Below are 22,093 nucleotides of genomic sequence, written 5' to 3' on the forward strand. Positions count from 1 at the left end.
TGCAGCGCACCCGAACTGCGCTAGGCTCGCCCCAGTCAGGGAGAGTTCGGCATGAGCGACTATTACGATCTGGGCACGCATAGCTGCCCCGTCACCACGTCCTCGGATCAGGCGCAGCTGTGGTTCGACCGGGGCCTTGTCTGGACCTACGGCTACAACCATGAAGAGGCGGTCGTGTGTTTCCAGCGCGCGCTGGAGCATGACCCCGACTGCGCCATGGCCCATTGGGGCGTGGCCTATGCCGCCGGGCCCAACTACAACCTGCCCTGGGATCTGCTGGACGACCGCGGTAAGGCCAAGGCCCTGAACTGCGCCTATGACGCAACCCAATGCGCACAGGCCCTGCTGGATCGCTGCACGCCCGTCGAACGCGAACTGATCCGCGCCCTGCCCGCCCGCTATCCCCAGCGTGACCCGGCGCCCGACATGCACCGCTGGGACCACGACTTCGCCGACGCCATGCGCGCCGCCTTCGCGGCCCAGCCCGATCATCTGGACCTGCGCACCATCTATGTCGAGTCGCTGCTGAACCTGACCCCTTGGCAGATGTGGGACCTGAGGACCGGCCAGCCCGCCGAGGGCGCCGCCACGCTTGAAGCGCAGGAGGAGTTGGAATGGGCCATGGCTCACGATCCGGCGGCGATGTCGCATCCGGGCCTGCTGCACCTCTACGTACACCTGATGGAGATGTCGCCCACGCCAGAAAAGGCACTGAAGGCCGGTGACGTGCTGCGCACGCTGGTGCCGGATGCCGGGCATCTGGTGCACATGCCAACCCATATCGACGTGCTGTGCGGCCACTACCAGAACGTCGTCCACTGGAACGAACAGGCGGTCACTGCCGATCTGAAATACTACCAGCGCGAAGGCGCGTTCAACATCTACACCGGCTATCGCCAGCACAATTACCATTTCGTCATCTATGGCGCGTTGTTCCTCGGTCAGATGGAGCCCGCCCTGCGTGCCAACAAGGGCCTGTGGGACACCACGCCCGAGGAAATGCTGCGCATCGAAAGCCCGCCCATGGCGGATTACTTCGAAAGCTACATGGCCATGGGGCCGCATATCCTGATCCGTTTCGGCCGTTGGGAAGAAGCCAAGGCTCTGCTCCTGCCCCCCGATCCGGACCTGTATCTGACGGTGACGGCCACCACGCACTACGCCCGCGCCATCGCCCATGCCGCCACCGGCGACGTGGCCGAGGCCGAAGCTGAAGAGCAGCTGTTCCTCTCCGCCAAGGACCGCGTGCCGGAAACCCGCCTGTTGCACAACAACCGCGTGATCGACCTGCTGGAGATCGCGCGCGAAATGCTGCGGGGCGAGATCGAGTACCGCAAAGGCAATTTCGACACGGCCTTCGCCCACCTGCGCCGCTCGGTCGAGCTGGACGACAATCTGCCCTATGACGAGCCCTGGGGCTGGATGCAGCCCACCCGCCACGCGCTGGGGGCGCTGCTGTTCGAGCAGGGCCACGTGGCCGAGGCCGAAGCCGTCTATCGCGAGGATCTGGGTCTGGGCGGCACCCTCAGCCGCGCCTCGATCCATCCCGACAATGTCTGGAGCCTCAAGGGCTTGCACGATTGCCTCAAGGCGCGTGGCGCGGTAGAGGAATTGCAGCTGATCCGACAACGACTTGACCTGGCCCTGGCGCGGGCCGACCGCAGCGTCGGCGCCTCGTGCTTCTGCGCCCAGGCCGCGATGAGAGCCGCTGAATGAAACTGTTGAACGCTGCGCTGATCGCGCTGTGCTGCGGTCCCGCCTGGGCCGACCGTCAGACTTTTCCGCCTGTGGACGAGGCCAGCCAAGACCCGGCACTGGAAGCCTTTCGTGCGGACCTGCGCGCAAAGGTCGCCGCCCGCGACCTCGAGGGCGTGATGGCCGCCACCTGCCCCGAGATCTACACCAGCCACGGCGACGAGGACGGCCCCGAGACTTTCCGCGCCAATCTGACGGTCGATCCCGAAACCCTGCCCGAGGCCGACCGCCGCCACGCCGCCACCATCCGCGAGGACTACTGGCGCGACCTCGAGACCACGCTGACCCAGCCCGGCTATTTCGACGAGGATGGCGAATTCTGGATGCCGCACCAGTGGCGGCTTACCCTGCCAGCGAAGCTGGATCCGTTCACCGCCTATTTCGTGACCGGTCAGGATGTCACCCTGCGCCAGGCCCCAAACCGCGGCGCGCCCATTCTGGACCTGATCAGCCACGAGGTGGTGATCGTGCCGGACTATCTGGAAGAGGCCGAATATCAGGGCGTCATCCTGACCGACGGAACGCGCGGCTATATCTATTCCGAATTCCTGTGGTCGATGGTCGGCTATCGCGCGGCCTTCGTGAAGTCGGACAGCGGTGACTGGCAGCTGTGTACGTTCGTGGCCGGGGACTAGGCCGCGCCCTCAGGCGCTGGCCTTCTTCTTTTTCTCGGCGGCGACCTTCTCGGCCAGATCGCGGGCAATGGCAAAGGCGCCCTTGATCTTGTCGCTGTCCTTCTTCCAGTCGCGCCGCACCACGATCTTGTTGTCCTTGACCTTGGCCAGCCCGCGCTGGTTCTGGATGAACTCGACCAAACCTTGCGGTGAGGCGAACTTGTCGTTGTGGAACTGAATCGTGGCCCCTTTGGGTCCGCCGTCCAGCTTGGCAATGCCCGCGCGTTTGCACATCGCCTTGATCCGCACCACCAGCAGCAGGGTGTTCACCTCTTTCGGCAGCGGGCCAAACCGGTCGATCAGTTCGGCGGCAAAACCCTCAAGCTCGACCTTGGTCGACAGCGACGACAGGCGGCGATAGAGGCCCAGCCGCACGTCCAGATCGGGCACATAGTCTTCGGGGATCAGTACCGGAACGCCCAGGTTGATCTGCGGCGCCCACTGGTCGTCGGCCTCGCTCAGCCCCTCCATCTCACCGGCCTTGATCTTGGCGATCGCCTCTTCCAGCATCGACTGGTAGAGTTCATAGCCCACGTCGCGCATCTGGCCCGACTGTTCCTCGCCCAGCAGGTTGCCCGCGCCGCGAATGTCCAGGTCCTGGCTGGCCAGCGTGAACCCGGCCCCCAGCGTATCGAGCGAGCCCAGAACCCGCAGCCGCTTTTCGGCGGCCGGCGTCAACCGCGCGCGCGGCTTGGTGGTCAGATAGGCGTAGGCGCGGGTCTTGGACCGCCCCACCCGGCCCCGGATCTGATAGAGCTGGGCCAGCCCGAACATGTCGGCCCGGTGCACGACCATCGTGTTCGCGGTGGGAATGTCCAGCCCGCTTTCCACGATCGTGGTGGCCAGCAGGATGTCATACTTGCCGTCATAGAAGGCATTCATCCGATCGTCCAACTCGCCAGCCGCCATCTGGCCGTGGGCCACCACATGGGTCAGTTCGGGCAGCTGTTCCTTCAGAAATTCCTCGATCTCGGGCAGGTCCGAGATGCGCGGCACCACATAGAAACTCTGCCCGCCGCGATAGTGCTCGCGCAGCAGCGCCTCGCGGATGGTGACTGCGTCGAACTCGCTGACATAGGTGCGGATCGCCAGGCGATCGACGGGCGGCGTGCCGATGATCGACAGGTCGCGCACACCGGTCAGGCTCAACTGCAGCGTGCGCGGGATCGGTGTGGCGGTCAGCGTCAGCACATGCACGTCGGACCGCAACTGCTTGAGCCGCTCCTTGTGGGCCACGCCGAAATGCTGCTCTTCGTCGATGATCAACAGCCCGAGGTTCTGGAACCGGATGCCCTTGGCCAACAGAGCATGAGTGCCGATCACGATGTCTACCGTGCCCTTTGCCAGCCCCTCCCGGGTCTGCTGCGCCTCTTTGGCCGAGATGAAACGCGACAATTGTCGGACTTCCAGCGGGAAGCCCCGGAACCGGTCCTTGAAGCTGGCGGCGTGCTGGCGCGCCAGCAGCGTTGTGGGCGCAATCACCGCCACCTGCAGGCCGGACATGGCCGCAACGAAGGCCGCGCGCATGGCGACCTCGGTCTTGCCGAACCCCACGTCGCCGCAGATCAGGCGATCCATCGGCGTGCCCGAGTGCAGGTCCTCCATCACGTCGGCGATGGCGCGCAACTGGTCCTCGGTTTCCTGATAGGGGAAGCGGGCGCTGAACTCTTCCCACGCGTGGGGCGGCGGGTCCATGATCGGGGCCTTGCGCAGGGCGCGTTCGGCGGCGATGCGGATCAGCCGGTCGGCCATCTCGCGGATGCGTTCCTTGAGCTTAGCCTTCTTGGCTTGCCACGCACCACCGCCCAGCTTGTCGAGCAAGCCTTCCTCGTGCCCGTATTTCGACAGCAGCTCGATGTTTTCGACCGGAAGGTACAGCTTGGCGCCCTCGGCATATTCCAGCAGCAGGCATTCATGCGCGGCGCCCAGGGCGGTCACGACCTCCATGCCCATGTAGCGGCCGATGCCGTGATCGACATGCACGACCAGATCACCGGGGCTGAGCGACTGGGTCTCGGTCAGGAAATTCTCGGCCTTACGGCGTTTCTTGGGCTGACGGATCAGCCGGTCGCCCAGCACGTCCTGTTCCGAGATCATCGTCATGTCGGGCGTCTCGAACCCATGCTCCAGCGCCCAGACCGCCAGGTGCAGGCCGCGTTTGCCCATGCGCGAGCCATCCGAAACGGGGATCGCCTCGGCCAGACCCTCATCCTCGATCAACCCGGTCAGGCGTTCGCGCGCGCCCTCGGAATACGAGGCGACCAGAACCGGCCCCTTCTCCAGCTTGTCCTTGATGTGGCTGGCCAGCGCGCCGAACAGACTGATGCTTTCCTGTTGGCGCTCGGGGGCAAAGTTGCGCCCGATCCGACCGCCCGCGTCGATCACCCCGGGGCCGCTGGCCTGCGGCAGAGGGCTGAATTGCAGCACCCGCCGCTGCGCCACAGCTCGGGTCCAGGTGTCGTCATCCAGGTACAGCAGACCCGGCGGCGTGGGTTTATAAACCGAATCCATCCGCGAGCGGTTCTCGAGCGCCAGACGCCGGGTTTCGTATTGATCGGCGATGCTGTCCCACCGGGCCAGACGCGCGGGCGTGACCTGATCGTCCAGCGTGATCGTCGCGTCCGGCAGATAGTCGAACAGCGTTTCCAGCTTTTCATGGAACAGGGGCAGCCAGTGCTCCATGCCCTGATGCTTGCGCCCGGCGCTGACCGCCTCGTACAGCGGATCATCCGTGCCGGCCGCACCGAATTCGATGCGATAGTTCTGACGGAACCGGGTGATGGCGGCCTCGTCCAGTATCACCTCGGAGACCGGGGCCAGTTCGACCAGATCAAGTTTTTCGGTAGTGCGCTGGGTGGCCGGATCGAACCGGCGCGCGCCGTCGAGCACGTCACCGAACAGGTCCAGCCGCACCGGCCCTGCCTCGCCCGGCGGGAAGATGTCGATGATCCCGCCGCGCACGGCATAGTCGCCAGGTTCCATCACCGTGGGGCTTTGGCTGAACCCCATGCGTACCAGAAAATCGCGCAGCGCGGCCTCGTCGATGCGCTGGCCGACCCGTGCGGTGAACGCCGCCTGCCGCAGCACGTCGCGCGCCGGCACGCGTTGGGTGGCGGCGTTCAGCGTGGTCAGCAGAACAAAGCGCTCGGGCATCTGATGCACCAGCGCCGCCAGGGTCGCCACCCGCGCCGCCGCAATGTCGGGGTTGGGCGACACCCGGTCATAAGGCAGGCAATCCCAACCGGGGAACAGGATCACCGGCATGTCGGGCGCAAAGAAACGCAGCGCGGCGCGCATCGCCTCGGCACGTTTGTCGTCGCGCGCCACATGCAGAACCGGCCCGCCCGAGCGGGCGACTTCGTTCAGCACCAGCTGCGCGTCAAACCCCTCGGGGGCGCCGCCGACTGTCACGTGGTTCGGAGCCTTCATCACGCTGCCTTTCTGAATCTGCTATCCCAGAACGCCTATCGAAAGGTTCTGATACATGCCCCACATCGAAGTGACCAGTATCGCAAACATGCCGATGACCTGCGTCGCCAGCCGGCATCGATGCAGCGCCTTGGACACAGCTTCAATCGTCAACTCCTGCCGCCGCAGGTTCCGGGCCACCCGCAGGCTGTTTGCGCCGACAAGAACCATCGGGAACAACAGCAGGAACACGGCCTGGGCGAACTCGACCTGATAGTAAAACCCAAGCGTCGCCAGCCCTGCGAACAGGAAACAGCACAGCGCCAAGATTACGACCCCCGAAACGTCGGCAATGTAGAGGATGCGATTGGTGTTGATCCGCACGATGTCCAGCAGGTCGGTCTCGGCCTGCCCACCGACGCGGCGGGCGCGCACGACCAGGTCATACGGAACCCCCATCACCCAATGGCTGGCTGTCGACCACAGCACCGCAAGCGCGATCCAGTACCACAGATTCGAAAAGCTGCGCATGTCGATGAGTTCGAAAATCGAGGAGTACCAGTCCAAACTCGGTCCTTTAATTCAAAATTCTCAGGCGGTTCTATCGCAACGGCGCGGCTATTGGTACCCTTGAGACCTGTGCAAATTCATGCCACCCAATGCGCGAATGTTCAAGGAGAACGCGCCATGAAACCGACAATCGCCCCCTACCCCCACGGCCGCTTTCGTCGCGCCCGCCAGTCCGAGGCGATCCGGGGCCTGGTGCGCGAGAACACCCTGACCGTTGATGATCTGATCTGGCCGGTGTTCGTGCTCGACGGCGAGGGCGTCGAAGAGCCCGTGCCCTCGATGCCCGGCGTGGTGCGCCGCTCGGTCGATCTGATCGCCAAGGCCGCAGCCGAGGCGCAGGCAATGGGCATCCCGGCGATCTGCCTGTTTCCCTACACCGATCCCAGCCTCAAGACGCAGGATTGTGCCGAGGCGTGGAACCCCAACAACCTGTCGAACCGCGCCATCCGCGCGATCAAGCAGGCCGCGCCCGAGATCGCGGTGATGACCGACGTGGCGCTGGACCCCTACAACATCAACGGCCACGACGGATACGTGGTGGACGGCAAGATCGTGAATGACGAAACGGTCGAGGCGCTGGTCAAGATGACGCTGGCCCAGGCCGAGGCCGGAGCCGACATCATCGGCCCATCCGACATGATGGACGGCCGGATCGGCGCGATGCGCCGGGCGCTCGAGGCCGTCGGCCATCACGACGTCATGATCCTCAGCTATGCCGCGAAATATGCCAGCGCCTTCTACGGACCCTTCCGTGATGCGGTGGGCGCCTCGGGCGCGTTGACCGGCGACAAGAAGACCTATCAGATGGACCCGGCCAACTCGAACGAGGCGCTGCGCTTGATCGAACGCGACCTGACCGAGGGCGCCGACATGGTGATGATCAAGCCCGGCATGCCCTATCTGGACATCTGCCGGAGGGTCAAGGACACGTTTGGCGCACCCACCTATGCCTATCAGGTGTCGGGTGAATACGCGATGATCCAGGCCGCGGCGCAGAACGGTTGGATCGACGGCGAAAAGGTGATGCTGGAAAGCCTGCTGGCCTTCAAACGCGCGGGCTGTGACGGCATCCTGACCTATTTCGCACCGCAGGTCGCCCGGCTTCTGCACGGCTAATCCCGCGGGACTCCGCGATTTTTCGCCGATCGGCCGGCCTTGGCCTGCCGGTTTTCCCGTGACACCCGAGGCGGCTCGGCGTATTCTTGCACACAAGACCGGGACCACCCGGCTTTTCAGGCACATAGACAGAGAAAAACAAACATGAGCAGTTCCAACACACCACGACTGAGCCGTCGCGGCTTTGCCTTTGGCATGGCCGGACTGACCCTGACCGCCGCCTGCGGCAACGGCGTCGGAAACTCGAACGCGGCAACGATCGATGCCCGCGTCGATGCCACGCTGACCGAGATGTATACCCGCTACCCGAACACCCAGGAAATCGCCAACAAGGCCAACGGGATGCTGGTCATGCCGCTGATCACCGAGGCGGGGTTCGTCTTTGGAGGCGGCTACGGAAAAGGCGCACTGCGCATCAATGGCGCCACGGTCGACTACTACTCCGCCGTAAAGGGCACTGCGGGGCTTCAGATTGGCGCCCAGCAATACGCCCATGTCCTATTCTTCATGACCGAAGACGCCCTGAACGATTTCCGCCGCTCAAGCGGATGGACCGCCGGCGCGGACATTGGATATGTCGTCAGCGACCAGGCGGACCAGTTGTCGACCGACCTGACCACCCTGCGCAAACCCGTGCTGGCGGCGGTCTTCGGTCAGGCTGGGCTGCAATTGGGCGCGACGGTCGAAGGCATCAAATACACGCGCATTATTCCCTGACCCCCTGATCCCCCTCAAGAAAACTCCGTCACTGGCCAATGCCGTGGCGGAGTTTTTCGTTTCAGACGCAGATTCCGCGGCGCGGCCTCTTTCGGTCGCCAGAGCCATGAATTAACCTTCGCCTGATCTGCAAATTCAAATGGTGCGCTGCTGATGGGTGTCGTCTTTCGCTGGTTGATGCGTATCGCCTCGGGTCTGGTCCTGCTGACCCTCGCGGCGATCGGTCTGGTGTATTTCCTGGCCAGCCAGTCGCTGCCTGACTACGATCAAACGCTGCAGGTCAAAGGCCTGAATGCCCCGGTCGAGATCGTGCGCGACACAGCCAACGTGCCTCACATCCTGGGGCAGACCGACCCCGACGTGTTCTTCGGTCTGGGCTATGCGCATGCCCAGGACCGGTTGTGGCAGATGACGGTCATGCGCCGGACCGTGCAGGGGCGCCTGTCCGAGGTTTTTGGCCAGCGGACCGTGCATATCGACAAGCTCATGCGTCGGCTGGATCTATACGGGCTGGCGCATCAGTCCTTCGAGGTTCAGGACGATTACACAAAGGCCGCTCTTCGCGCCTATGCCGCCGGTGTCAATGCGCGGCTGGACGAAATCAACGAAAACGCCCTGGGCCGCGGCGCGCCCGAAATGTTCTTGTTCAACGCACCGGTTGCTCCTTGGCAACCGGGTGACAGCATAGCCATGATCAAGCTGATGGCGGTTCAGCTATCCGGGCATTTGCAGGACGAAGTGCTGCGGGCGCGCACCTCGTTGATGCTGAACGATCCGCAGCGGCTCTCAGATATTCTGCCGGACGTGCCTGGCGCGGGCATTGCAGCGCTGCCCGAATATGCGGCGCTGTTTCCCAACCTGCCCCGCTATGCCGCCAATTCGGAACCCGCGGCCTCATGGCTGAACCCGGTCCCGCAGCGCGGGTTGGCGGGTGCCTCGAATGCATGGTCTGCGGCTCCTTCGCGGTCGGCAACCGGTGGAACCCTGTTGGCAAACGATCCGCATCTGGGCCTGACTGCGCCGGGGATCTGGTATCTGGCGCGTCTTGAACTGACCAAGGGCGGCGTGATCGGCGCCACCATCCCCGGCATTCCGGCGGTTATGTCCGGCCGTAGTGACCGGCTGGGATGGGGCCTGACCTCGTCCTATCTGGACGATCAGGACGTGCATATCGAACGAGTGAATCCCGACAACCCCGAGGAATATCTGACGCCCGAAGGCTTCAAACCCTTCAAGTCGCGCCCTTCAATCATCGAGATCAAGGACGCCCCCCCAATCACCCTGACCCTGCGCTGGACCGAGAACGGCCCCGTCCTGCCAGGCACCCATTTCAACCTGGAAACCATCACACCGCCGGGGCATGTCGCCTCGCTGTCCTGGACGGCGCTCAGTCCGCGCGACACCTCGATCAGCGCGTCGATGGCGCTGATGAACGCGGATACCGTACCTGAAGCGATTGAAGCCGCCGAGCTGTTCATCGCGCCGTCGCAAAACCTGTCGGTGGTCGACAAGACGACCGTCGGCATGAAACTCATCGGCGCAATGCCCAGCCGCGACCTCAACAACCAGAGCCGTGGGCGCATCCCGACCCCGGGCTGGATCGCTGCCAACCGTTGGCAGGGCCGTCTGCCCTATTCCGACAACCCCGAATTCGTGGCTCCGGCCGGCGGCGTACTGGGCAACACCAACAACAAGATCATCGACCGGCCCTTCCCCCTGCATGTGTCCTATGAATGGGGCGATACGCAGCGCGTCCACCGCTGGGAATTCCTGATGCAATCCCGCGAGGTGCACACCCGCGACAGCTTCATCGAGGCGCAGTTGGACACGGTCAGCTTCACCGCGCGGTCACTGCTGCCGCTGATCGGGGCCGACCTTTGGTTCACCGGCGAGGCCGCGCCCGAAGGCACCCCCGAACGCCAGCGCCAGATCGCCTTGACCCTGCTGGCCGAATGGAACGGCGAGATGAACGAGCACCTGCCCGAGCCGCTGATCTATGCGGCCTGGGTCCGCGCGCTGCAAAAACGACTGATCGCCGATGACCTCGGGCCGCTGGCCAAGGAATTCAAGCATGTCGAGCCCTTGTTCATCGAACGCGTCTTTCGCGACATCGACGGGGCCTCGACCTGGTGCGACGTCCGGCAGAGCGCACCGGTGGAAAGCTGCACCGACATGGCCCGGCTGGCCCTTGACGATGCACTGGTCTGGATTTCCGAGCGCTATGGCAGCCAACTGGAATCCCTGCGTTGGGGCGATGCCCACCAGGCCACCCATGATCACCCGGTGCTGGGTGAGGTTCCGGTGCTGCGCTATTTTGTTAACATCCGCCAATCGACCAGCGGCGGCGACAACACCCTGCAGCGCGGACGCACCTCGGGCGAAGGGCCGGACCCGTTCCAGAACGTGCACGGCGCGGGCTATCGTGGGGTTTATGACTTTGCCGACCCCGACAGCTCGGTCTTCATCACGGCCACCGGGCAATCGGGCCACTTCCTGTCGCGCTACTATGACGATCAGGCGCAACTGTGGCGCCGGGGTGAGTACATTCCGATGTCGCTGGATCTGGATCTGGCGCGCGCCGCCGCCGTCGGGACCACCCGCCTGATGCCGCAATAGGCGGGGTTTCGGCGGACCCCCGCCCCTTTTTTGTCGCCCCGTGGACGTGGCCCCGTGGCTTGGCCTACCATTCCGGAGCGCCCGGACCGCAGCGCGAGGGGGAAGATCATGGCCAGTTTGCGCGATACCCTGAACAATCTAGCCCGCGACTATGCCATCGCCTGGAGCTCGGGTGACGCCAATGCCGTGGCCGACTTCTTTACGTCGGACGGGCAGATCACGATCAATCGCGGCGCGCCCATCGTCGGGCGGGCGGCCATCGCGGAAATGGCGCGCGGGATTCATACCGACTTTCCCGATCTTGAAGTGCGCTGCGATATGCTGCGATGGGCCGGTCCCCATGCCATTTTCGTCTGGACCCTGGAAGGGCACCATGCACAGACCGGAAATGCGGTGATCACGCGCGGCTGGGAAGAATGGGAGCTGGACGCGGAGTACAAGATCCGGTCGTCGTTGTGCTGGTTCGATGCCGACGACCATCAGCGCCAGATCGACGGGGCCTGATCGTCAGAGGCCCGCGAACTGATTGGCCTGCTTGTCGGTCCACAGAACGGTGATCTCGAACCCGTCCTCGGTCTGTTTTTCATCGCGCACCACGTCCTGACGGAACAGCCAGGCGCGTTTGTCGCCGTCGGCAAAGCCCAGCTTCAAAACCTCTTCCCGGCGCACGCCCTGCAGGATCGTGGCGATCTCGGTCAACAGCGGGTCGATCCCCTCGCCGGTCACGGCCGATATCGGGAACACCGCCGGATCGCGCTCGGCCCGGGCCTGCACGGCATCGCGGTCCTCATCGGACAGCAGGTCGATTTTGTTCCAGACTTCAAGCTGAGGGCGGGTATTGTCCACACCCAGCGAGGCCATGATCGTGCGCACATCCTCGGCCTGCTCTTCGGTCTCGGCATGACTGATGTCGCGCACATGCACGATCAGGTCGGCGGCCAGAACCTCTTCGAGCGTGGCGCGGAAGGCCGCGACCAGTTCGGTCGGCAGGTTCGAGATGAACCCCACCGTGTCCGACAGGATCACTTCGGGTCCGTCGGGCAGTTCGATCCGGCGCATGGTCGGGTCCAGCGTGGCAAACAGCATGTCCTTGGCCATGACTTCGGCCCCGGTCAGGCGGTTGAACAACGTGGATTTGCCTGCGTTGGTGTAGCCGACCAGTGCCACGATCGGATAGGGCACCTTGGCCCGCGCGGCCCGGTGGAGCGTCCGGGTCTTCACGACCTTCTGCAACTGGCGGCGCAAGCGCACCAGTTGATCGTCGATCGCACGCCGGTCGGCCTCGATCTGGGTTTCCCCCGGTCCGCCGACGAAGCCCAGCCCACCGCGCTGACGTTCCAGGTGGGTCCAGGCCCGCACCAGGCGCGTGCGCTGATAGCTGAGCGCGGCCATCTCGACCTGCAGCACACCCTCGCGCGTGCGGGCGCGGTCCGAGAAGATTTCCAGAATCAGCCCCGTCCGGTCGAGGATCTTGACCTTCCACGCCTTTTCCAGGTTGCGCTGCTGAACCGGGGTGACCGGCCCGTCGATCAGAACCAGCTCGATCTCGTTTTCCGCAAAACGCGCGCCCAATTCCTCGATCTTGCCGCTGCCGAACAGCAGGCCGGGCTGCGCCCGCGGCAGGCGCACGATCTCGGACCCGATCACATCCAGATCGGGCAAGGCGGCAGCCAGCGCCACCGCCTCTTCCAGCGCCGGAACGGGGTCGCGGCGCTGGTCATCTGACTTGATATCGGGATGCAGCACCCAGGCCCGGGTGCGCCTCCGGTCATGTTCCATCAAGAGGCGTCTTCGCCCTCATACAGGTTGATCGGCTGCGACGGCATGATGGTCGAGATCGCGTGCTTGTAGACAAGCTGCGACTGTCCGTCGCGGCGCAACAATACGCAAAAATTGTCGAACCAGGTGATGACACCCTGCAATTTCACGCCGTTGATCAGGAAAATTGTAACGGGAACCTTTGCTTTCCGTACATTGTTCAGGAAGGCATCCTGAAGATTCTGTCTGTCCGAAGCCATATTTTGTTATCTCGCCGTTGTTCTTGCTTACGCGCTGCGGACCAACGCGCTCCCTCCGCGCGAGTATGGAGTGACGCGCAGAGATATTCCAGATGAAAAATCAGGCAGTAACGTGAAGGCCCGAATTGCCGGTTCAATCCCGCCACAGGGCCGGAGTGATCAACGCGATGATCGCCAGAGTCTCCAGCCGGCCGATCACCATCCCGGCGCACATGGTCAGCTTGGCTCCGGCCGACAAATCGATCAGACGGATCGGCAGATCGGTGGCCAGTTCGATCAACGGTCCGGTCGTGCTCAGAACCGCGACGCTCAGCACCATGGCGCGTTCAAACCCAACCCCCTCGGCAGCGAGAACGACATCAAGCAACGCAAGCGTCAGCGCGAACATCATCAGAAAGACCCACGCGATAAAGGCACCCTGGCTTTGGATGCGGCGGTTGCCACCGCCCGCCCCGCTGACCGATGACGGGTGGATCAGCCTGTCCAGTTCACGCGCGCCATTCAGGTAAAGCGCATAGACCCGCAACAGCTTGACCCCGCCGGCGGTGGTGGCGACCCCGCCCCCGATAAGCGCAAGCCCCATCAACACTAGCCCCGGTGTTCCCAGACCGGACAACTGTTGCGCGTCGTTCCAATAAGCGCTTTCGAACCCGGCCGTCGTCAGGAACGACATTACCGTGAACAACATACCCCAGATGACATTCAGCGTTTGCAGGCCCGTCACCTGCCCACCGATCTCGGCAACCCCGGCCAGCACCCGGAAAACCAGCAGAGCCGCCACGCCGACGACGATCATCAGGCCGATCTGGAATTCCGGGTCGTGGTCCAGCCGGGAATAGCCGGTTGTTGCGGTGTCCTTTGAGAACGTCAGGCGGGACAAGGCAAAGAACAGGAACAGAAACAGGATGGCCTCGCCGGTGATCCCGGCGGTAGACCCTTCCAACCCGCCCACTGGCGATATGCCGGACGTGGCCATAACCGACATTGCGTGGCAGATGGCCGTCAGGCCCTTTTCTCCGGCGATCAACAGCAAGACCCAGATTACCGCTGTGAGGCTGGCGTAAACCGGGGTCAATGTCGCCGTCACACGGAGCAGTCGCCCCCGCGGGTCGACCTTTTCGCTCTGGGCAACGCCGGAAACCGGGCGGCCCGGCTGTCCCCGCGCGGTAATCTCGAACCCGCCCAACGACAGAGGCGCCAGGATCGCAGCCGCCGAAATCCACATCAGCAGCCCACCCATCCAGCCGACGAGTGCCCGCCACAGGTGAACCGGCGCCGACAGGCGCTCGGGATCGGGAAACAGGTCCGCTCCGGTGGTGGTGATGGCGCTGACCATGTCAAAATAGGCGTTCAGAAAGGTCGTGTTCCCCAACGCGTCATGGACCGGAACGGCCAGAAACAACGGCAATACCGTCAACGAGCCCAGCAGGACCGCCAACTGCCCCAAGGTTCCGCGCCGCGGTTGCCGGCTGGCCGTCGCCAGACCTACGATCGTGACCAGGAACAGCCCAACCAAACCCGAATAGAAGAACGACCGCGACGTTGGATGGTCATCCAAGGCAAGGGCGTAGATCGCCGGGATCCACATCGCCAAGGACACAACCGCCGAGATCAACAGAAACAGCGGTAGCCGCCGAATAACGCTGGTTTTGGGTGCGCGGGCGACAGCCATCAGAAAAAGTCGATCGAAACCTGCATCAGGCGTTCGACCTCGGGTACATCATTGGCCATTGCGAAAATCGCAACCACGTCCTTTTCGTCAATCCGCAGACTGCCAGTGGGCCGCAGGACCTCGTCGCCCTTGCGCACCGCGCCGACCAGGACGCCTTCGGGAAAGTCGATGTCGCGCAGTTTCTGCCCGGCCATTGGCGAGGTCGACAGCACTTCGGCCTCGATCACTTCGGCCTCGGCATCGCCGATCGAATAGACCTGTCGCACCCGGCCATGCCGGATATGGCGAAGGATCGAACTGACGGTCGTGGCCCGCGGGTTGATATAGGCGTCAATCCCCAATGGCCCCATCAAGGCCACCATGCTGGGGTCGTTGATCAGCGCAATCGCTAGCGGACAACCTTCGGCCTTGGCCCGTACCGCAGCCAGCATGTTGGTCCGGTCATCATCGGTGACGGCCAGCATCGCGTCCGCGCGCTCGATCCCCGCTTCGCTCAACAGCGCGGAATCCAGACCGTCGCCGTTCAGAACGATCGTACGCTCCAGCGACTCGGCGGCCAGTTCCGCACAGCGCCGGTCACGTTCGATAACCTTTGCACGGATGCGTCCCTCGCGCTCTTCCAGCGTCCGGGCGACTTCGAGGCCGACGTTCCCGCCGCCCACGATAACCACACGATCCTGCTTTTTCTGTGATTTACCAAAGACTTCCATCGTACGATCAACGTCTTGGACGCTGGTAAAGACATAGCATTCGTCACCGACGAACAATTGGTCCTCGGATTCCGGCGCGAACAGCGTTCCGTCGCGGCGAATACCCACCACGATGGCGCTGAGCGTTGAAAACAGGTCTGTCAGTTGGCGCAAGGGCGTGTTGACGATCGGGCAATCCTCGGCGATCCGAATGCCCAGAAGCTGCGCCTTGCCATCCATGAACAGCTCCGTGTCAAAAGCCGCAGGCGCCGACAGGCGGCGCATGGCTGCTGCGGCAACTTCACGTTCGGGGCTGATCACCACGTCGATCGGAAGATGGTCGCGGCGGTACAGGTCGCGATGGATCGCTTCGAGGTAGGATTTCGACCGCAACCGCGCGATCTTGCGCTGGATCGAGAACACCGAGTGCGCCATCTGGCAGGTGACCATGTTCACCTCGTCCGAATGGGTCGCGGCGATGATCATGTCGGCGTCACGGGCTCCGGCCCGCTCGAGCACGTCTGGATAGCTGGCGAAGCCGGCGATGCCCTGAACGTCCAGAGTCTCGGTCGCCCGGCGTACCAGGTCAGGGTTGTTGTCCACAACGGTGACGTCATTCAACTCGCCCGAAAGGTGTCGAGCAATCTGCCAGCCCACCTGGCCGGCGCCACAAATGATGACCTTCATGCCTTTGGCCTTTCTGCCTGAGCGTTTTGAATGACAGATGCCCACAGAGCGGTCAATCGAATTGTCATGACGGCCTGTGTGATGCAAGATAAGCGAATGAAAACAGTGCTTCGATTGCTTGTTCCCCTTGCCCTGCTGGCCGGATGCGGGCCGTTGTCGATGTATTATCGCGAAGGCGAAAGCGTCTCGCGGATGCAGGCAGAAACGACCGAATGCCAAGTGCAGGCGCTGAAGGATGCACCGGTTGCAAACCAGGTGCGCCAAAGCCCGCCCACCTATTGGCCGGGCCGCACCTATTGCGACGGGCGCGGGCGATGCTACCGCACCGGAGGATGGTGGGAGCCGGGCCGCGTTTACACCGTAGATGTAAATCAGGGGCTGCGAAACACGGTCGAGGCGCAGTGCATGGCCAAGAAGGGCTACCGCCCCATCAGCCTGCCGCCCTGCAAACAGTCGGTCAAGTCGGGCGTTCCACCGACCCGAACAACCGTACTGCCGCCATTGGGCACGGCCTCTTGTTTCGTCAAATTCGACGACGGCTCATTCCAGATCATCACGCCGGGGTTGCCGGGATGACCGGCTGACTTCAGGCCAGATCGCCAGGCGACGATCGCCGGCGGAGTGACAGGAACAGATGTGCTGCGATGGCGGCTGCATAGAATACAAGTACGGCCACGAACATCGAGCTCTCTCCGGCGCGCCAAAGGATAGCAAGCAGAACAGGTGTGCCCAGCAGGTTGCCCGCATTTCCCATCTGCGCCATCGCCCCATAGCTCAGCGCCTGATCCCGGACCGAGCCATTCAGTTGAGGAACCGCCGCGAAACTGCCGCCCTGTACCAGGCCCAACACCGCAAACAGCGCAATGCCGACAACGGGCAGAGGCGCTCCGAAAAACAGCAGGGCAAGGGCAGCCATCCCGGCCGCAAAACCAAGATTTACAACCGTGACCGCGGTCAGGAAAGTCAAGAGCACGGGCACCGCGACCCACGACAGCACGATTCCTGCCAGCGGCATCAGACTGGCTACAAGAACCGACTGATCCTCGGGCATACGGCCGGGCAGGATCGCCAGCAACGACACGAAGGTCAGAGTGTAGAAGAACCATCCGATCGCCGGTGCTGCCATGCGGGGCGAGCGGTAGGTTTCAAGATGCGTCTTCAGGATGGACCCCAGCCCCCACCCCTGCCGTTCCGTCGCGATGGGCGGAACCTTTGGCGGAAACACGGCGACCAGTCCTGCAATCAGCGCCATCAGGAACCCGTGGCCCATGAAGTAATCCGCCAATCCAAAACGCTGGATCATCGGCAGACCGAACCAAGCGTTCAGCGCAAAGGCAACTCCAAAGAAAGAACTCCACAAAACCATGGCGGCATTGCGCGCGGCTCCGCGTGTGATCTGTGCGATCAGCGTCGGAGCGGCAACCACGATCGCCAGATGCGAAACGCCCTCGATGATCCGGCTGGCCAGCATCACTTGAAAGCTAGGCATGGTGGACTGGAACACCGATACAACGCCGCCCAGCAGCAAACCGAACACCAGCAGGCGGACCGGTCCGAACTGCGCGGTAATGGCGCCTGACATGGCCCCCAGAACGGCGCCCATCAAACTGATGATCGACAACAACCAGCCGATCGAATCCCCATAGCCTGGGTACAATGCACCGACCGCGTCGAAGGCAACGGCGATCTTGGCGAACTGCGTGGCCGCGCCCAGTCCAGCCACCCATAACAGGATCACCTGCAGGAATATGCGAAAAGATTGAGTCACACCCGCGTTCTACCCTCGGCCTCTGGCGAGGTGAACGCATATATTATGCGGCGCGTACGCGCGTGCCGCTGACAAGGCGCACTGGGGTTCCATCGGCCAGATACAGCCGCTCCCATACAATTTGGCCTGCGCTGATGGTGATCTGGTCGTGCACGGCCTGAGAAGTAATGAAAGCCTTGGGATTTGGCACCTGCAGGTCCCACCAACCCTCGTCCGTCAGCTCCATTTCGGCCTGGCGGATCTCGTCGGTCGCAAACTGCCACAGCGACACCCCCAACAACGAGTGCTGGCTCGCTGACCAATCCCGTGCGCGGCTGGGTGAATAGGCCAGACAAACATGGCTCGCTTCGTCCACCAGATGGAGACAGGCTTGCGAACTGCCGACAAGCCGCTTCAGTGCTGCATCGTCGGCGCGGTGATCCGAAAGCGCCGTGAAAACCGCAGCTTGTTGTTCAGGGCTTGGGGTCTGGACTTCGTTTTCCCAGCGCGACACCGTGGCCTGATCGACCCGCATCACATGTGCAAGCGCCGCCTGCTTCATCCCGGTGGCCCGCCGAAGCCGTTTGAGACGACGACCAAAGGCGGGAAATCCCTGCTGGATCATCGATAGCGTCATGGCCGGGCGCCTCCCGTTGTCCTGCCGGCATGGCCGGCCCCTATTCCGCCGGTTCAGGCTCGTCCAGTTGGGCCACCCGCGCGCCCGACTTGTTCGACGTGACTACACCCAGCGATTTCAGCTTGCGGTGCAAGGCGCTGCGTTCCATTCCAACGAAACTGGCCGTGCGGCTGATATTGCCGCCAAAGCGATTGATCTGGGTCAGCAGATACTCACGCTCGAACGCCTCTCGTGCCTCGCGCAGTGGCAGCGTTGCCAGAGCGCCCGACAGCACGACCCGGCCGGAATCGTCGGCCTTTTCCTCCTCATTCGGCAATTCCCGCGCTTCGATCGGTCCGGTGCCATCACCAAGGATCAAGACCCGCTCGACCAGGTTCTTCAACTGGCGCACGTTGCCGGGCCAACTCATGGTCTGCAGCAGAGCGACGGCCTCTTCCGACAACTCGCGCACGGGGAGGCCCTGGGTTTCGTTGCACATCTCGATGAAATGCTTGGCTAGGACAGGAATATCTTCGCGCCGTTCTTCCAAAGACGGCACCGCGATCGGGACGACGTTGAGACGGTGATACAGCTCTTCGCGGAACCGGTCCGCGGAAATCTCGGTTTCAAGGTCGCGGTTAGTGGAAGAGATCACCCGCAGATCGACACGGACGTTGTCCGAGCCACCCACCCGCTGAAACTGCTGATCGACGAGAACGCGCAGGATCTTGGACTGCGTGCCCAAGGGCATGTCGGCGACCTCGTCGAAATAGACCACACCGCCATGGGCCTGTTCGAGCAGACCGGATTCAACGCCGCGTTCGGCGGATTCACGGCCGAACAGCACTTCTTCCATGCGCTCGGGTTCGACGCCGGCGCAGTTGACCGTGACAAAGGGCGCGTTCGCCCGGTTCGAGTGCGCATGAATGTAGCGCGCGGCGATTTCCTTGCCCGATCCGGCGGGACCGCGCAGCATCACCCGACCGTTGGATTTGGTCACCTTGTCCAACTGGCTCAGCATCGCGCGGAACGCAGCCGACTTGCCGATCATGTCGGAATTGCTGACTTCCTTGCGCTTGAGCGAGGCATTCTCGCGACGAAGGCGCGACGTTTCCATCGCGCGGCGGATCACCACCATCAACTGGTCGATATTGAAGGGCTTTTCGATGAAATCATATGCCCCCTGCTTGATCGCCGCGACGGCGATTTCGATATTTCCGTGCCCCGATATGATCACTACCGGAACATCCGGATTGTCGCGTTTGACCGCCTTCAGAATGTCGATCCCATCCATGCGGCTGTCCTTGAGCCAGATGTCCAGGATCAGCAGCCCGGGTGGTTCTGCGTTGATCGCGGCCATGCACTCGTCCGAGTTGCCGGCCAGCCGGGTGGAATATCCTTCGTCCTCCAGAATGTCGGACACCAGTTCGCGAATATCGCGCTCGTCATCTACGATCAGAATGTCACTCATCTTTGGCCTGCTTTCAGTGTTTTGGTTTTAATTGCCTGCTTTTGCGGCGCTGCGACCGGGGCCGTGTTGGCCTTCGGCAACCGGATCACGGCCATTGCGCCAAAATGGTCCTGTCCGTCGAACACGGGCGCATCCTCAAGGGTCAGCGTACCGCCGTGTTCTTCAATGATTTTCTTGACGATGGGCAGGCCCAGGCCAGTCCCTTCGTCGCGCGTGGTCACATAGGGCTCGAACAGCCGCGCCCGGTCTTCCGGCAGCCCGATGCCGTTGTCGGCGATGGTAATCAGTGTTCCGTCGTCATCCGTGGACAGGCGCACCTTTATCTGCGGGTTGAGGTTGTCGGGCGGACCCTTCTTTTTCAGGGTTTCGATGGCTTCTCCGGCGTTCTTGATCAGATTTGTGAGCGCCTGGTTCAGCATCGTCGCATCCACATCGGCCGATACAGGCTGGTCCGGGATCTCCGCGTCGATCTGAACGTCTGGCTGACCGGCCTGCTGCAGCAGAACCGCCTCACACACCAAGCCCGCGATGTCTTCCTCGTGCCGGTCGGGCTCGGGCATGCGGGCGAACTTCGAGAACTCGTCGACGATCCGGCGCAGGTCGTTGGTCTGGCGAACGATCACGTCGGTCATGGATTCCAGGCTGGCGCTGTCCTCTTCATCCAGCTTCCGCGCAAACTTCCGCCGGATGCGTTCGGCGCTCAGCTGAATGGGGGTCAGCGGGTTCTTGATCTCATGCGCGATGCGGCGTGCAACATCACCCCAGGCCGCCATCCGCTGGGCACTGACCAGATCGGTCACGTCGTCAAAGGCGACCACGTAACCTTCCAGCCTGCCGTCCTCGCCGCGTCGGGTCGCCATCCGGACCAGCAGGTTTTCCAACTGTCCCTTGCGGGTGACCTTGATTTCGTCCTGAATTGCTTCCTGGCTGCCTTCTTTCAGCGCTTCGAACAAAGGCAGGAACTCGGGCACGGCGATGCCGATAGCCAGTTGTTGTTCATGGCCTTTCCAGTCAAGCAAGCGCTCGGCCGAGCGGTTGACGAATGTCACCTGACCATCCGGATCCACCCCGACCACGCCCGAAGTCACCGAGCTGAGCACGGAGTCGAACAGCCGGCGGCGGCTTTCGATCTGGCGGGTGTTTTCCAGCAGCGTACCCCGCTGCGCCTTCAATTGCCGGGTCATCTGGTTGAAATACCGCCCCAGCATGGCGATTTCGTCGTCGCTGGCCTCCTCGATGACCTGCACGTCCAGATCACCGGCCCCGACCCGCTGCGCGGCCGTGGTCAGACGACCAACCGGGCGCGAGAGCCGCTCGGCGAACCACATACCCAGCGAAACGGCCGCCAAAATAAGGATTACCGCGAACCCCAGATACAGCAGCCCGAACTCGAACAGCACCCTGCCCCGTTCGTTTTCCAACTGTTGATAGAACTGCGCGGTTTCCTTGGTGTCGTCCAAAAGGGTCAACAACTGGCCATCTACGGCGCGGCTGACATACAGGTATCGGTCCAGATAGGCGCGCAGCGGCACCAGAGCGCGAAATTCGTTGTTGGGCCAGTCCGCGATGATCAACAGACCCTCGTCTCGGGCCTGCTCCAACTGCTCGGGTTTCGGCGGTTCGTAGTTGAACAGATAAGACCTGTCTCCGCGGGCCCGGATTTCACCACTACCGTCAATCACGTAGGCTTCGCGCAGTCCGCGCTGAATCTGTGCCTGCCCCTGGGCCAGCACCTCGCGCAGCTCGGCATCCGAGATGTAGAAGTCCAGCTTGCGTGCATTGTCAAGAAACCGCGCAAGAACCGTGGCATCCTGCGTCAGACCCTGTTCGTGCTCTTGTTCATAGGCCTCGGCGGCCGTCAGCGAAGATCCGACCACCTGCCTGACCCTGTCCGAGAACCATCCCTCAAGCCCGATATTCACGGTCAGACCGGCAAAAATCGCAACCGTCACCGTGGGCACCAGCGCCAACAGCGTGAACGCACCGATCAGCCTCAGGTGTAGGCGAGAGCCCGCCGATTTGGCCCGGCGCGCCGCAATAAGATTGCCCAACTGCCCCAGAACCAGGGCCGCCACGACCAGAATGTAGACAAGGTCTGCCAGCAGAATCAGCCGAAGCGTGGGGGCATTCGCACCCAGGTCAAACGGCCCGATTACAAGGTAGGTCGCAAGGGTCAGGACCGGCCCCAACACAACCAGCCCCAAGGTGCCGAAATTGCGCAGTTTCCGGGACTTACGCCACCGATTCAGGGATAATGCCGGCCGTTTCTGTGCCCGGGATACCACCGTCTGCCCTCATCCTGATGTGCCGCTTTCGCGGCGTACCGCCATATGTCGT

Annotated in this window: 17 protein-coding genes; 7 read left to right on the forward strand and 10 right to left on the reverse strand. The window is 63.0% G+C overall.

Annotated elements, in window-relative coordinates; genetic code table 11:
- Positions 1–51: 51 nt before the first annotated feature.
- Positions 52–1,716: a hypothetical protein gene (locus ACR0NY_RS03450; protein ID WP_170368547.1), complete on the forward strand. Its 1,665-nt coding sequence runs from the start codon at positions 52–54 to the stop codon at positions 1,714–1,716.
- Complete coding sequence (locus ACR0NY_RS03455; protein ID WP_170368548.1) at positions 1,713–2,390, forward strand: SH3 domain-containing protein; 678 nt, start codon at positions 1,713–1,715, stop codon at positions 2,388–2,390. Before ACR0NY_RS03450 ends, ACR0NY_RS03455 begins: the two co-directional genes overlap by 4 nt.
- Positions 2,391–2,399: 9 nt before the next feature.
- Here ACR0NY_RS03455 and mfd read toward each other — a convergent pair whose 3' ends face one another.
- Complete coding sequence (gene mfd / locus ACR0NY_RS03460; RefSeq protein WP_170368549.1) at positions 2,400–5,858, reverse strand: transcription-repair coupling factor; 3,459 nt, start codon at positions 5,856–5,858, stop codon at positions 2,400–2,402.
- Positions 5,859–5,879: 21 nt separating this feature from the next.
- Positions 5,880–6,404 carry a component of SufBCD complex gene (locus tag ACR0NY_RS03465; RefSeq protein ID WP_170338895.1) on the reverse strand — a complete coding sequence of 175 codons (525 nt, stop codon included), beginning with the start codon at positions 6,402–6,404 and terminating at the stop codon, positions 5,880–5,882.
- 120 nt (positions 6,405–6,524) lie between these two features.
- Here ACR0NY_RS03465 and hemB point away from each other — a divergent pair, with 120 nt between their 5' ends.
- The 4 genes from hemB to ACR0NY_RS03485 all read left to right on the forward strand — a co-directional run bounded on the left by hemB (position 6,525) and on the right by ACR0NY_RS03485 (position 11,360).
- Positions 6,525–7,523, forward strand: a complete 999-nt coding sequence (gene hemB, locus ACR0NY_RS03470) for a porphobilinogen synthase (RefSeq protein ID WP_170368550.1) — start codon at positions 6,525–6,527, stop codon at positions 7,521–7,523.
- A 144-nt stretch (positions 7,524–7,667) separates the two neighbouring features.
- Complete coding sequence (locus tag ACR0NY_RS03475) at positions 7,668–8,240, forward strand: lipid-binding SYLF domain-containing protein (protein ID WP_093962230.1); 573 nt, start codon at positions 7,668–7,670, stop codon at positions 8,238–8,240.
- Positions 8,241–8,393: 153 nt separating this feature from the next.
- The gene (locus ACR0NY_RS03480) at positions 8,394–10,856 is read left to right on the forward strand and encodes a penicillin acylase family protein (protein WP_170368551.1); all 2,463 of its coding nucleotides are present in this window, start codon (positions 8,394–8,396) and stop codon (positions 10,854–10,856) included.
- Positions 10,857–10,964: 108 nt separating this feature from the next.
- Positions 10,965–11,360 (forward strand): nuclear transport factor 2 family protein, encoded by a 396-nt coding sequence (locus ACR0NY_RS03485; RefSeq protein WP_170338375.1) that lies wholly within the window; start codon positions 10,965–10,967, stop codon positions 11,358–11,360.
- A gap of 3 nt (positions 11,361–11,363) precedes the next feature.
- Here ACR0NY_RS03485 and hflX read toward each other — a convergent pair whose 3' ends face one another.
- The 4 genes from hflX to trkA form a co-directional block, all read right to left on the reverse strand.
- Positions 11,364–12,635: a GTPase HflX gene (hflX, locus tag ACR0NY_RS03490; RefSeq protein ID WP_093962232.1), complete on the reverse strand. Its 1,272-nt coding sequence runs from the start codon at positions 12,633–12,635 to the stop codon at positions 11,364–11,366.
- Positions 12,635–12,874 carry an RNA chaperone Hfq gene (hfq, locus tag ACR0NY_RS03495; protein ID WP_005982826.1) on the reverse strand — a complete coding sequence of 80 codons (240 nt, stop codon included), beginning with the start codon at positions 12,872–12,874 and terminating at the stop codon, positions 12,635–12,637. The genes hflX and hfq overlap by 1 nt, the downstream gene beginning before the upstream one ends.
- A 133-nt stretch (positions 12,875–13,007) precedes the next feature.
- A complete protein-coding gene (locus ACR0NY_RS03500) occupies positions 13,008–14,546 on the reverse strand; it encodes a TrkH family potassium uptake protein (protein WP_170368552.1) in 1,539 nt (512 codons plus the stop codon).
- Positions 14,546–15,922 (reverse strand): Trk system potassium transporter TrkA, encoded by a 1,377-nt coding sequence (gene trkA / locus ACR0NY_RS03505; protein ID WP_093962234.1) that lies wholly within the window; start codon positions 15,920–15,922, stop codon positions 14,546–14,548. Before trkA ends, ACR0NY_RS03500 begins: the two co-directional genes overlap by 1 nt.
- 96 nt (positions 15,923–16,018) lie before the next feature.
- Here trkA and ACR0NY_RS03510 point away from each other — a divergent pair, with 96 nt between their 5' ends.
- Positions 16,019–16,498 carry a hypothetical protein gene (locus tag ACR0NY_RS03510; protein ID WP_093962235.1) on the forward strand — a complete coding sequence of 160 codons (480 nt, stop codon included), beginning with the start codon at positions 16,019–16,021 and terminating at the stop codon, positions 16,496–16,498.
- Between the two features lie 10 nt (positions 16,499–16,508).
- Here ACR0NY_RS03510 and ACR0NY_RS03515 read toward each other — a convergent pair whose 3' ends face one another.
- From ACR0NY_RS03515 to ACR0NY_RS03530, 4 genes are read right to left on the reverse strand one after another with little or no spacing between them, the layout of a single operon-like run.
- Complete coding sequence (locus tag ACR0NY_RS03515; protein ID WP_170368553.1) at positions 16,509–17,690, reverse strand: MFS transporter; 1,182 nt, start codon at positions 17,688–17,690, stop codon at positions 16,509–16,511.
- Between the two features lie 43 nt (positions 17,691–17,733).
- Positions 17,734–18,306: a helix-turn-helix domain-containing protein gene (locus ACR0NY_RS03520; protein WP_254432894.1), complete on the reverse strand. Its 573-nt coding sequence runs from the start codon at positions 18,304–18,306 to the stop codon at positions 17,734–17,736.
- Between the two features lie 40 nt (positions 18,307–18,346).
- A complete protein-coding gene (gene ntrX / locus ACR0NY_RS03525; RefSeq protein ID WP_170359009.1) occupies positions 18,347–19,756 on the reverse strand; it encodes a nitrogen assimilation response regulator NtrX in 1,410 nt (469 codons plus the stop codon).
- Positions 19,753–22,041, reverse strand: coding sequence for a sensor histidine kinase NtrY-like (locus ACR0NY_RS03530; protein WP_170368554.1), 2,289 nt, complete (start codon positions 22,039–22,041; stop codon positions 19,753–19,755). The genes ntrX and ACR0NY_RS03530 overlap by 4 nt, the downstream gene beginning before the upstream one ends.
- Between the last annotated feature and the right edge of the window lie 52 nt (positions 22,042–22,093).

This window comes from Ruegeria sp. BJ5 (genome assembly GCF_056537865.1).